The organism is Pseudohalocynthiibacter sp. F2068 (genome assembly GCF_023015645.1).
GTDB lineage: Bacteria > Pseudomonadota > Alphaproteobacteria > Rhodobacterales > Rhodobacteraceae > Pseudohalocynthiibacter > Pseudohalocynthiibacter aestuariivivens.
On record NZ_JALKAK010000024.1, the window covers coordinates 15556 to 28942 of the forward strand.

The window sequence follows — 13387 nt, forward strand, 5'->3', positions numbered from 1 at the left end:
ATACCAACTGTCTTAAGGGGCTTTTATTGGAACTCTTTCATGTTCGACTTCAGTCGCCGCATCGCATGGAAATTTTCCATGGTGAAGTCGACTTCCTCGCCGCTGTTCCAGTCAAATAGTGACCGTTTCACCTCAGTGAGCGGACCTTCGTAGATGTGGATCGCGTGGCTTTGCCCGCTCCCATCCGCCGTTATCGCATGGATCGCATCAGGCCCAAGGCTGACCACCTCACCTGCTGAAACCAGTTTGTTTCCACCATGCTTCAGCCGGCCCGGCTCGCGTTTGTAAAGCACCTCGACTTCGGCGCCACGATAGACGGCGATATGCACAGACATGCAGTGCTCATGCGGTGCTAAAACCACGTCTGAATCATAGCGGCAAGTCCAGATCGAGCAGGTCTCGTCCTCGAAGACCATGACTTCGTCATCTTCCAGTGATGCAATCGCATCCGCCATGGCGTCGGACTCCGATAGACTTCCCTTAAGCAATTCGCGGATCGCAGATGTGGAGGTGTCGGATGCGGCAGCTGTACGGGCTCGTTCAACGAATTCGTCAATAATAGGGTTAGTCATTGCGGGCATCCTCCATCAGTATTTTGGGCGACGTGTTTTTAGAACGCAAGTCTTTTGGTTTGGATTTCCATGATCTCAATCAACTTAACGCCCTCTTCAATTCCCGGATAACCGTATTGAAGGGGTCGAGTCCGGTAGAGGGCAGGTTAGTAACTAACGAAAGCCGACCTTCGTCCTAAGCGCGGCGAACGGCAGCAAAGTCCCGCACAGCAGCCCTTAAGTAGCAGCATAGCGGACGGCTGCTTAGAGCCCCTTCTTGACATTGAAGGCACTTTTCCCGATCAGAAGATAGCGGCGGACAATCCTTCTCGCAGGCGCGTTGGCCGAGTCCGGTGCGCAAGCACCCGGTCCCGCAGATGAGCTGGTTGCATCCTTCCGCTAAGGCTTGCTTGCGCGTCGCTCGCTGAATGTCATTGACGATCTTTTCTGACGTCTTACGTCCAGTTCCGCTTGTCTGTCTCTCCTTCCATTCCTCAGTGCTTGCGATGAGCCAAAAACACTCTCTTATCAAATAACGCTATTTGGACAGATAGGCGCTGACGTCAGACAGTCCTGACAACGTGGCAACACTCTAGCTTTACTTGCGATTCTGGCTAGCCTTTCTTACATGATAATTTTTCATGAAATACGCCGATAAATGCGAGCTTGTGTTTAAAAGGGCATCAGACGTACCCTTTGATACGCCCCGTTTTTTACACGATTTTTTCGCTATTGGTTACCAACGAGGTTAGGTCAATGAACAACGAAGAGTTTGACTACATCGTCGTGGGCACAGGTTCAGCAGGCGCCGTTCTTGCTGCTCGTTTGTCATCGTCTGGCAAGCACAAAGTATTGGCGCTGGAGTATGGGGGAAAAGATAATAGCGTTATCATCCAAATGCCCGGTGCGTGCTACCTACCAATGACGAAGTCACGTTTTGATTGGGGTTTTTACACCGAACCGGATCCCGGTCTAAATAATCGAAGTATTCATCAGGCGCGTGGCAAAGTAATCGGTGGAAGCTCCTCTATCAACGGGATGTGCTATGTTCGTGGCAATCCTGGTGATTTTGACAGATGGGTGGAGCTAGGTGCTAAGGGATGGTCTTATCAGGAATGCTTGCCTTATTTTCGGCGTGCCGAAACATGTGCCTATGGCGAAGATGACTATCGCGGAGGGAGCGGCCCGATCCACACTTGCAACGGCCGTAATATGAAAAATCCTCTGTACCGCGCTTTTATTCAGGCTGGTGTTGATGCTGGATATCTTCAATCGGATGATGTGAACGGATATCAGCAGGACGGATTTGGGAAAATGGACATGACGGTTCGTAATGGCGTCCGGTCATCAACCGCCAATGCATATCTAAAGCCTGCCCTTAATAACACTAATTTTAAGTTAGAAACGAATGCGCTTTGTCATCGAGTTTTAATTGAGAAAGGGAAGGCGGTTGGTGTCGAATATACTAAAGGAAGGAAGGTCATTCGAGTAGCTGCTCGGCGTGAGGTAATCCTGAGTGCTGGGCCCATAAATTCGCCCAAAATTTTAATGCTTTCTGGTATAGGCCCTGCCAAACAACTGATGATTCATGGCATTGAAGTAGTGTGTGATTTACCCGGAGTGGGTAGCAACCTACAAGATCACCTAGAAGTTTGGTATCAGAGTTCCTGCACCAAACCAGTTTCTCTCAACCGGCATTTCAACTTATTCTCCAAGACAGCCATTGGTCTGCAATGGCTGTTGTTCCGCAAAGGACTAGGCGCGACAAATCACTTTGAAGCAAACGCATATATACGAAGCAAGGATGGACTTCCAGCACCGGATTTGCAGTATCATTTCCTTGCTGGTGCTATGGGGTTTGACCAGTCATCGACACCACACGGACACGGTTACCAAGCCCATGTAAGCCCAGTAAAACCGTTGAGTCGAGGGGAAGTAAAACTTGCTTCTGCAAACCCTAAAGACAAACCAAAACTGATGTTCAACTACCTTAGTGAGGATGAAGATATTGCCACTTTCCGCAGGGCAATCCGACTAACGCGGGAGATTTTTGGCCAACCTGCATTTGACATTTGGCGTGGTGAGGAAATTCTTCCTGGTGCAGCTGTCCAGAGCGACGCGGAAATCGACGCTTGGGTACGCCAACATGCGGAAACAGCCTATCATCCTAGCTGCACTTGCGCTATGGGCAATACCTCAAAGTCCGTCGTGGATTCTGAATTGCGCGTTTACGGCATTGCTGGACTGAGGATTGCGGACTCATCAATCATGCCTGAAATAACAAGTGGGAACTTGAATGCACCGACGATCATGATTGGCGAGAAAGCAGCTGATATGATCTTGAGGAATAGCTCTCCCACTAGGGCCAATGTACGTCCTTTCGGCGCAGTTGAACTCAACAAAAAACAGAGGGCAAATATACCGAAAAGATTAGTTACTAATCCATAGTTCATTTCGTTTGTACTTGATACGCTGATCAAAAGTTTCTTCGAACTAGAATCCGCCGCCCGTTTTGGGATAGATAGCGCCAAATGTATAGCTGCTTCCCAGACAAGTAATTTGCGTAGCACATTGGTTCTATCGCCGCATAAAGTGGCAACGGGAAGAAACCTTCAATAAGCAAGAAATTGAAGCGCATAGTTTCAGTCATCTTTTAAACGCCACCCAAGGTGCCCGCCATACCCCGAGAGAAGTAATTGGCGTGTTAATATCCTATTCGCTGGCGTTAGCCGGAAGCTCAGACGTTCGTTTTGCAATAAAGTCGACTAGTGCCTCTTCTATTCCCTGATCCAGCTGTGGTTTAACATACCGGGCGAGATGTTCTATTGCGTTAGAATTTGCGACGTCAACCGCATCACGAGAGCCTTCCTCAACCCATTGATCATATGGCTTGGTATCTTGCATCAAATGTTCGAATAGATTGCTGTTGCGCGTGTGAGCGGTCCCTAGATAGTGACCACCGGGTCCCACACTTTGGACGACTTTCACCAGATCCGAGATTTTTTCCATCTCGACCCCGCGTACGAAGTGGTAGAAGGCGTCCATTTGTTCGTAGTCAAGCATCAATTTTGAAAAACACAAAGTCATTGTGTTCTCCACAACCCCACCGGCATGGCTAGTCCAATTGGCACCGGCCAACATCGCAGAAAACGCGCCCCACATCGAATCGTAGCCAGCGTAAATGTCGGCTGTCTTAGCTGTCGCGCAATTGGCTATGGCCCGGTGTGGCACCTTGTAACGTCGCGCCATCATGCCAGCCAGAAGTTGGATCAATGCCGAGTCTGGGCACCCAAATACTGGAGCACCCGTCCTCAACGATACCGTCATTGCGGGGCAACCAAAAAGCGCTGGAGTGCCTGGTCTAATCAACTGAGTCAGCGCAATAGCCATTACATTTTCAGCGGTTACTACCGCCATAGTTCCCACGGGGCTTGCCGGTGTACTTGCACCAGCCATCGAAAAAGGTGCGCAGATAACCGCTTGATTGTTGGCCGCATAAACATGAAGCGACTGCAACATATTTGCGTCCCACACCAATGGTGATGTCGAGTTTATCAGTGAGGTCGTAACCGTGTTCTCATCGACGAAAGACTCGCTAAAAACTATCTGCATCATTTTAATAGTGTCGACCGCTCGCGATGCGGCCGTTACGGCACCAATGATGGGCTTGTCACTGTATTGTAACGAACTTAAATTCGTATGCAGGTGTCGGTGCGGAATCGGAACATCCATAATTTCAACAATCGGGCCGCCTGCAACGTGAACTGCTCGCGCCATTTGGGTCAACTTCTGGACATTGTCCAAATCTGCCAGTGTTGCGTTGCGACGCACACCCTCCAAATCGCGAACAAAGGGCATCCCATAAGCTGGCGCAAAAACCATATTTTCGCCACCTACTGTTACTGAACGTTCTGGGTTACGGGCTCGGTGTACATACTCCTGTGGTGCGGTTGTGAGTAATTCCATGAGCATTTCACGGCCCGCGCGCACACGCCACCCATCAACGTCAGCTCCTGCCTTTTTCCATAGCGATATAGACTTCGGATCCCGGAATTCAATTCCGATTTCTTCAATGATCCGCATCGCCATTTCGTGAATTTGATCAACACCCTCGTCATCCAATAAATCTAAAAACGGAATGTTCCGAACCAGTGTTGGGCGATGAAAGATAGGGCTACTCTCGATAGAACGCTTCCGGCCCTGCCGGCCGCCACGTCGTCTATTTCCGGCGTCTCGCATAAAATGTTCGGCGTTCGTCACCACTCAATTCGCTCCTAAATAAAAGCTACATGCCAAGTTGAGAGAAAACTCGAGCAAACACAAATTCCAAATGGCTAGGCAATCAGATGAGGAATACTCATGGCTCCGAAATTTGATCGCTATTCTGTTTGAGCGCGGTAGCGCAACATCCCTGTCGATGATGTACTATTCTATGTTAGTTGCTCAACAGACGATATGCTTGGAATTTTGGGAGATAATACTCACCTTATATTCATAAAAAGTAATTTTTAACAATAATTTAATATCTAAAAGTGAATTCGCGTCGGCACTAACAAATAAAATATTGCACATCTGCAACGAGGGGAAAATTAGGAGAGAATGGGAGCTGGGGCGCTACTGAAAAATAGGAGCCACGGTGCAGGTTGCGCAAATTCAAAATTGTATCCATGAAAAATTTGAATTGTTTGGCAAAAATTGTTAACCTGCCTTTTGTCGATCTCAGCATGTCAAACAGACTGAACATAAATACTAAAATATAGGCAAAGGTAAAAAATGCGGTTTCCGTGTAGGATCCTCCCTCCGCTTGGCACCTTGCGAGCATTTGAGGCTGCAGCACGACTAGAGAATTTCACAGTAGCTGCGGATGAACTTTGCCTGACGCAGTCCGCTGTAAGCAGGCATGTCAGATCGCTCGAGGAAAGCCTAGGTGCGCGCTTGTTCGATCGCCAGAACCGTTCTGTGCGTTTAACACCTGATGGCCGTCGCCTAATGGAAGCTGTTGCGGTTTCATTGTCTCATCTTAGCATCGTAACACAAGATATCAGGCAAAGACGAGATTCTGGCAAAATTACTGTAGGAATGCTCACCTCGCAAGCCAGCCTTTATGTTATCCCGAGAATGAGCCAGTTTCGTCGTCATTTCCCCGAAATAGACATCAATATTGTTTCAATGGAACGGAATCCAAATCCGTTGATAGACGACTTTGACGTATCTATTGTAGCGGGATACCATCCGGATCCCGGCTTCTATTCCGAAAAGGTTCTCACTGAAATGGCTTATCCAGTGTGTAGTGCGGAGTATCTGACGGATCGACCTACTATGAACGAGCCGGCTGATCTTGCTGACGCCACGTTGTTACATTTGGATGAAGCAGCGTTTGTTGGCTATCCTTGGCAGACTTCAGTGAACTGGGCAAGCTTTCTCTCGTCTTTTGGTTTTGAGTTGCCTCAACCAAAGCATGGCTTAACTTTTTCGAGTTATATGATGACGGTTCAAGCTGCACTAAGAGGCCTTGGTGTCGCAATTGGCTGGCACCACATCGTAGCTGATTTTATCAAGGAAGGCAGTTTGGTTCGCCCTATCAAAATCGAACAGACATGGGATCGCCACCATTACCTCGTCGTTCCCAAAAACCGGTTGGAACGCACTGATGTTACGGAATTCTGCTCTTGGCTCAGAACAGAACTCAAAGGCACAATGGAATTGCGACCATAAAGCTAAAATGAGTACGCGAACTTGAATGCGATACCGACTTTAGGTGTGGTTTGCCTTATTTCAATGGATAAAACAATCTGAGTGTCTGTCGTCATGTAACCCGCCATAGCCTTTGAGACAGATCGAGGTTTTCTGCTAATTGAGGGTTTTTGGCTCCTCGTAATCCTTGAAGGGATACGAGATGAGAACGAAGACAGGGCCAAATGGTTCGGCTGACAAACACGTAAAAGAGATCAGACGTAAGACGCGCCGGATCATTGCGAAATTCATCCGTCCTTGTTCGTCTCATACGTCATCTCCTTTAGTGCAAATTATGCTATCAAAGAAGCGGAACAAAACCGCGAAAGGTCTAGACCGAGCCCCAGGAAATCCGAATTCGGCAGGATGGTCACTTTCCGATCCAACTATCCGGCTGCACGTTGAACTGGAGTACATGAATAATCTTATAGAAGATCCAGAAAGTGGGCTGTCACGGTTATCAAGGTGACACACGCATTCATCTTTCTCATGATCGGCCATGAGATTTCCCCATGTGCGAAACACACAGAAATATGTGATCTTGTATTAAACTGCATAGGAGCTAAGCAAAAGGTCCAAAACAGTTACCCGTCAATTAAGAAATGTTTATGGAAAACGAGATGACTAACAATACATTCAACCTTAACGAAAAAGTAGCGTTTGTGACCGGCGGTAACCGTGGGCTGGGCCTTGGCATGGCCGAGGGGCTAGCCAACGCTGGCGCCAATATAGTAATCGCTGCACGAGATGAAAAAAAGAATGCTGATGCCATCGAGAAGATCAGCGCGAATGGTGGTCTCGCTATCGGTGTCAGGTGTGACGTAGCAGATCCTGTTTCGGTCAAAAGCGCATTTGCTCAGGTTGTCAAACAGCTGGGTAGGGTCGACATTGTCGTCAACAATTCCGGCACATCCTGTCGTTTTAGACCAGAGGATACCCCAGACGAGGAATGGGATCGTGTGATGGATGTGAACCTTAAAGGTCCATTCATGGTCGCGCGCGAAGCCTACCCGTATTTTCTCGCAAGCGGAGGTGGGAAGCTTATTAATATTGCTTCGATGATGTCGATCTTCGGCGGCGAATACGACACTGCATACGCTCCCAGCAAAGGCGGCATCGTCCAGTTCACAAAAGTGTGCGCCATAGCCTGGGCGAAAGACAATATCCAAGTAAATTCGATACTGCCCGGCTGGTTATACACAGACCTAACACAATCATATCTGAAGAAGTTTCCCGATCAGGAGAAACTGATCCGTGAACGCACACCAGCCGGGCGCTGGGGTGAACCCGGGGACTTAGCCGGTCCGGTAGTATTTCTTGCCAGCAGCGCGTCGGATTTCGTAACGGGTGCATCGTTGATCGTGGATGGTGGTTATTCGATAAAATAGAAGTTCGTTTGAGGAACTCTTCCATTGGACCCAAGAGTGGTGTCATTGTGGACGTATATGGACTCCGCCTAGTTGCAACGGTCTGGCTGGTGGTGTCAGACCAATGCGAACTAGTCTCTACATACCCAAGCCGTTATTATGCCCAACTTTACATGACTGCGGACAGCCAAGCCGGTCCAATCTACCAGCGCCTGCTAGCCGCCTTTGAGTGGAGGGAATACACCGATCACGTCACCTTCTCGGACCAGTGCTTGGTCACGCTCGAGGCCGACAAGCATCTGGCCATTAAGAGTAACTAGATATTTTTGAATTTCTGTAAAATTCAACCGCTGGAGAACATCAAAAATGGATGCGCCTTCAGGCAAATCTAACCCAGATATTTTGCCATTTTCGCCGTCTGGAAGGAGATTGGCGAGCACTGTTGATACCATTATCTGAACTTTCGGCACGTTCTCATCCTTTTAGTATCGCGCCGTTCGTACAGGCGACAAATGCTTCCATGACTTGGGTAGGATTGCCTATCAAACGATCTCTCCAATCCCCAAGGCGGACTCTAGACTGAATCAATCCTCTTATGGCACCGACATGTTGGGTAAAACCCAAAGTTAGCGCTCCGATGAGGCGGTCATCATCGAAATTCAATCGCATATATTTAAAATTGTCCGCGTCTGCGAGGATTGAATCCTCGCCTCGATCAAGACCATTCCATTGCCCAAACGAATGGGAAATCAGGCCAATCGTATTTAGAACGTTCATTGACAAAGACCCAACGTAAACAGAATTCTTTCCGGCCATGTTGAGCGCTGCTATGCGGCCATGTTCGGAAGCGGTAGGTTGAATTGCGTGAATCTCTCGTCGGCCGGTCAAAAACTCTCGTCCTTGTGCGACATCGCCTGCTGCGAAGACATCCGGGACTGAAGATTCAAGCCTGTCATTGACAAGCACCCCTTGGTCAACGGCTATCCCCGAACCCCCTAAGAAATCAATACTGGGACGAACGCCAGCCGCGGATATGACGGTGTCTGCCGCGATCCTGCTACCGTCACTAAGAACAAGTGTTAAATCACCAGGTGTACCGGAAATGCTATCAACGCGAGTGGAAGTCCTGACGCAGACGCCTTTTTTTTCGCACCACGTCTTGAGCATAGCAGCACCGACCTTGTCCATCATTCGCGGTAGCATTCGATCTTCCATCTCAACGACGGTCAAATGCACTCCACGAGACGCTAACGCTTGCAGGACAATACACCCAATAAAGCCTGCGCCAAGCAGCACGACGCGGCTTCCTTTGCCTGTGCCAAGGGCAATTGCACGTGCATCAGAGAGTGTCCAACAGGTTTCAATACCAGCGCCGTCTGCACCAGGGATCGGGGGCAACACTGGCGTTGATCCGCTCGCCACCAGGAGTCGGTCATAACGACGCGTCTCTCCTGAAGCCAGAGTCAGAATCTTTTGCTTCGGTGCAATTTTTTCAACGCGGCCGGAAACCTGGATAATCCTGAGGTCTTCACAGTGGCCCTCGGCTCGACGTAAATAGGCGCCACTCTCGTCAATGCTTCCGGTCAACAGATAGGGTATCGCCATCCGGGAATAGGGCGGCTCATTTTCGGCGTTGATGACCGTGATGCTGCACTGCTGATCTACCCGTCTCAGGGTTTCGGCGGCGATGATACCTGCAGGTCCTGCCCCTATGATTAAATGTTCCATCAGTGACTTTATCCAGCTTCGAGTCCGAGCCGCTGCAGCGTCGCAGAGGTGGGAATTCCATCTTCTGTCCAACCTCGCTCTTGGTAGTATTCCGGCAGCATCATATCCAACTCGCTGACTTTTCCTTTTGCAGCTCCTGACGGCGCGGGAACGTTCATCAGGCGTCCAGGCAAACAATCATCTGCCGCAGTAATACCAGCCCTCATGTTGTATAAACGTTCCAGATTCCAGGTCCGCTCGCCCGATTCAATCAGCCGTTCGACGGTCCAATTTCCCTCCAAATCGGAATCGAGCAATTCCGCAAAATGTTCAATTTCCATACCAGAGTCTACCAAGAAAAGGCATAGACCGCTGGAATCCATAGCGGCAATACGATCCTGACTTTCCTTGACGGGCCTTGCTTTGCCGTTACCACTTATTTCTGACATATCTTCTGAGAAAACTGCATGGCGCAGGTGACACGCTCCTCGATTTGAGGTTGCGTATCCAAGGCCCATCCCCTGTAAAGCCCTTGCATCAAAACCGGCAAATTCCTGTCCTTTGACGTGCATTGCCACATCTGGATGGCCGAATTTTTCACACATCAATCGAGAACCAAGCCCCAGTATCTTCCCAAAGCCTTCACCCTTACCAGTCTTTTCGGCCATGATCACAAGGGCTTCGGCATTCCCAAAAGTGAGTTCAACGCCTTCGGTATCTTCCTTGGTAATAACACCGCTTTCGTAGAGCTCCATCGCTGCGGCAAGCGTTCCACCGAAAGAAACGGTGTCAAAGCCATGCTCGTTCGCCATGTAGCCAGCAAACGTCAACGCATTGATATCATCAATTCCATTCATAGGGCCAAACGAAAAGGCCGTTTCGTATTCTAGGCCTCCGGATGCAACCCAGTATTTCTTGCGATTAACCACGCTGAAATGATTTTTGTCGATATGCGCAATTCGACCGCATGCGATCGTGCAACCGAAGCAGGCTTTGTTCGAAACAAAATTCCGGTGCCCGTCTTCTTGAACCGCAAACATAGCATCTGAATTGACCTTGCTCGCGCCGTCAAACTGAACTCCCTCGTAGTTACGGGTTGGCAGGCAGCCGAATGCCTGCATGGAGTCCATTGAAGCCATCGTTCCAAAATCGGTTAGCGACTTTCGGCTCTGGTTCTCGGCCAATATCTTATGGGTTTTACGAACCACACCCATGAACGCCTCTGGATCTGCGATAGCAGTACCTTTAGTCCCTCGCGCACCGATTGCCTTGAGATTCTTCGCCCCCATAACTGCGCCTACACCGGAGCGCCCGGCAGCTCGATGCAAGTCGTTGATGACACTGGCGTAACGTACCCCTTGTTCTCCAGCCTCACCAATAGACGCTACCTTTATTTGCGGATCTTGGTGTTGAGCCTTAATCCATGCTTCGGTTGTCCATACCGTTTGGCCCCAAATCTCTCCGGCAGAAAGAATTTTTACCTCTTCGTCGAAGATCGTTAGATAGACCGGTTTCGAAGACTTGCCGGTCACGATAAGCATATCATACCCAGCATTTTTTAGCTCCGCTCCAAATTTTCCACCGGAATTCGAGCAGGCAAGCACTCCTGTCAATGGTGACTTTGTAACGACCGCGTACCGACCCGAGGTCGGTGCCATAGTGCCGGTCAGCGGTCCGGTCACAAAGATCAATAGATTTTCTGGGCTGAGTGCGTCTGCGGTCGGATCCATCATTTCTGCGATGTATTTTGTCGCCAAACCTCGTGCCCCGATGTAATCCTCAGCCCACTGCATATTCAGCGGTTCCGTCCTTACTCGACCCGCAGTCAGGTCGACGAGTAAAATTTTTCCCTGCCAGCTCATTTTTGGAAGCCCCTTCTTGTCAGCCCGATTGCTGCTCCGGCTTAGGAAGGCCGCTGATCGCATGCTCCCTCATTCGCTCATATCCGGTCGAAGCACTATCAACAAAAGTGATCGCGCCCGTCGGGCATGCCTTGGCACATGCTGGGTCACCGCCACAAAGATCGCATTTAATCACTTTTTGACTCTCAGGATCGTAGTTCACTGTTCCAAACGGACAGGCAATCGTGCAAACTTTGCAGCCGACGCAATCCGCCTCCGACACTTCAACCGCATTCGTTTCTGGATTGCGGTTAAGTGCTTGAACTGGGCAGGAATGGAGACACCAGGCTTCGGCGCACTGTGTACAGGTGTATGGGATCGAGATCGCACCGTGATCAATCTCAAAAATCTTGATCCGCGAACGCGCTGGGTTAAAACGACCAGTTTTTTCAAATGAACAAGCCATTTCGCACTGGAGGCAACTCGTACATTTTTGGGGGTCGATAAGTAGTGATTTTTCCATTGCCCCTCCGGAATCTTGAAATCCAGGCCGCCCTGCTCGGACTGCAACTCAACCTCAAATGCACATATAAGTAAATCGTTTTATCAGTACTGAGTCAACCTTCTTTTCGGGCCGAAATACCATGCATCAATCTTCCAATGCTGAACAAAAAACTATGGTTATATTTTTTTAAAATATGGGATAGGCACATCCAATTTTTTTGCTTCAACTGAGATCAAGTTGCGTTGCTCCAGTCCGGCACATCCTGCAAGAACACAAGCCGTTTTGGCAGTTGGAAAGTTTGTAATTTCGCACCGTAAAACGCTGTAAAACTACGGCATTGAACCCGATACAAGCTGGGTCGGTGTCAAATCTGCGCGCCCAGTAGGTACTCCGGCCTTGAGTCAAACAATTATCGCCCGACCGCACAGCGCTCCTGCTTCTGCTTCTGCTTCTGCTTCTGCGGACGTGCAACGAGGTTCCTCTGCGTGTCGAGCTACCTGCTCAAGCCTACATGCGCTTTGGAAAGAACCAAATGATACAGTGCATCGTTTCCCGATCACTCGCAGTAGCGACGAAGTGCCACGCATTAGGGATCTAACTGCCCGGAGGCAGGGCCCCAAGTATCGGAAAGTATGAAACCTTCTGGAAATGGATCGCTGGGGTCGAGACCCATTTGCGAGATTGCATGAATCCAGCAACGACCTGTTATTGTAGCCCCAATCGCTTTTTGACTGCCTAATAATATTGTCTCATCCAGGACAGCTTGGAATTCACCATCAATGATAGACCGGCTTACATGCATTTCACCCACTTCGGTAAGCCCTCGCGCATGGCGGGTCGCCAGATTGGCGTTGCTACCGGTTCCACAGGGCGAGCGGTCGACCCTGCCCGGCATCAATATGCTGCACGTACGCGTAGCTCCATCCTCCTCTTTGTCTCGAAACATGATGTAGGCAACGCCATTAATATCGGGATAAATCGGGTGAGCGATTTCGTATTCGTTCCGCACCAGGGACAATAATTGGATTCCCAGGTCTGCCAATGCGCGCGCCGAATGACGTTCGATTTTGATGCCAAATTGCGCAACGTCAAAAATGGCGCAAAAGACTCCCCCGAAAGCGATGTCGAAGCTGACCCGACCCCATGCACTTGTGGCGATCTTGACATCTAGATGTGCAACAAAAGCTGGTGGCATTTTCAGCGCCACATTCTCGACCTTGCCATCCCGGCAACGAGCAGTGGCGCGGACGAGACCAGAAGCCGTATCAAATGTAATGAAAGAATAGGGCTCCTCCATCTTCACTGTTCCAGTTTCAAGAAGTGCTGTAGTTGCGCACATAACGTTAGAACCAGACATCGCAGTCGCTTTGGTCGTTGCTAGAATGATAAGTCCGAAATCTGCCTCAGGGACAGTCGGATGTGTTAGCAGAACACCATGGCTCGCGGCAAACCCACGTGGTTCTCGCATGATCAAACGCCGGAGGCTGTCATCTACGTTGTTTATTTGCTGGATTTTTTCAGCAATTGTGGCACCGCGTGGATCAATTCCCAACGCTTGTACCACTCGCCCCACCTCGCCTTCGCAGTGGACATCAACCACTTGCAGAGTCTTTTTCCAACGCATCTGTCAGAATCCCCTTTAGAGCAATAAAACAACGCAAGTTCAGAACGGTTGGACCCCTA

10 protein-coding genes are annotated in these 13387 nt (G+C 49.5%); 3 read left to right on the forward strand and 7 right to left on the reverse strand.

Annotated elements, in window-relative coordinates:
• Positions 1-23: 23 nt before the first annotated feature.
• A complete protein-coding gene (locus tag MWU63_RS19120) occupies positions 24-572 on the reverse strand; it encodes a hypothetical protein (protein ID WP_247079540.1) in 549 nt (182 codons plus the stop codon).
• A 735-nt stretch (positions 573-1307) separates the two neighbouring features.
• Between MWU63_RS19120 and MWU63_RS19125 the strand changes: the two genes are divergently transcribed.
• The gene (locus tag MWU63_RS19125) at positions 1308-2999 is read left to right on the forward strand and encodes a choline dehydrogenase (RefSeq protein WP_247079542.1); all 1692 of its coding nucleotides are present in this window, start codon (positions 1308-1310) and stop codon (positions 2997-2999) included.
• A 264-nt stretch (positions 3000-3263) separates the two neighbouring features.
• Here MWU63_RS19125 and MWU63_RS19130 read toward each other — a convergent pair whose 3' ends face one another.
• Positions 3264-4814, reverse strand: a complete 1551-nt coding sequence (locus MWU63_RS19130) for a trimethylamine methyltransferase family protein (protein WP_247079544.1) — start codon at positions 4812-4814, stop codon at positions 3264-3266.
• 510 nt (positions 4815-5324) lie between these two features.
• Here MWU63_RS19130 and MWU63_RS19135 point away from each other — a divergent pair.
• Both MWU63_RS19135 and MWU63_RS19140 read left to right on the forward strand, forming a co-directional pair.
• Positions 5325-6266, forward strand: coding sequence for a LysR substrate-binding domain-containing protein (locus MWU63_RS19135; protein WP_281496611.1), 942 nt, complete (start codon positions 5325-5327; stop codon positions 6264-6266).
• Between the two features lie 638 nt (positions 6267-6904).
• The gene (locus MWU63_RS19140; protein WP_247079548.1) at positions 6905-7672 is read left to right on the forward strand and encodes a glucose 1-dehydrogenase; all 768 of its coding nucleotides are present in this window, start codon (positions 6905-6907) and stop codon (positions 7670-7672) included.
• A 194-nt stretch (positions 7673-7866) separates the two neighbouring features.
• On the opposite strand, the gene MWU63_RS19145 is transcribed toward MWU63_RS19140, so the two are convergent.
• From MWU63_RS19145 to MWU63_RS19165, 5 genes are all read right to left on the reverse strand, one after another.
• Positions 7867-8121, reverse strand: a complete 255-nt coding sequence (locus MWU63_RS19145) for a MoaD/ThiS family protein (protein ID WP_247079551.1) — start codon at positions 8119-8121, stop codon at positions 7867-7869.
• A 4-nt stretch (positions 8122-8125) separates the two neighbouring features.
• On the reverse strand, positions 8126-9379 hold the full coding sequence (locus tag MWU63_RS19150; protein ID WP_247079553.1) for an FAD-dependent oxidoreductase: 1254 nt from the start codon (positions 9377-9379) through the stop codon (positions 8126-8128).
• A gap of 8 nt (positions 9380-9387) precedes the next feature.
• Positions 9388-11220: an aldehyde ferredoxin oxidoreductase family protein gene (locus MWU63_RS19155; RefSeq protein WP_247079555.1), complete on the reverse strand. Its 1833-nt coding sequence runs from the start codon at positions 11218-11220 to the stop codon at positions 9388-9390.
• A gap of 19 nt (positions 11221-11239) precedes the next feature.
• Positions 11240-11722: a 4Fe-4S dicluster domain-containing protein gene (locus MWU63_RS19160; protein ID WP_247079557.1), complete on the reverse strand. Its 483-nt coding sequence runs from the start codon at positions 11720-11722 to the stop codon at positions 11240-11242.
• A gap of 568 nt (positions 11723-12290) precedes the next feature.
• Positions 12291-13328 carry a proline racemase family protein gene (locus MWU63_RS19165; RefSeq protein ID WP_247079559.1) on the reverse strand — a complete coding sequence of 346 codons (1038 nt, stop codon included), beginning with the start codon at positions 13326-13328 and terminating at the stop codon, positions 12291-12293.
• Positions 13329-13387 lie beyond the last annotated feature (59 nt).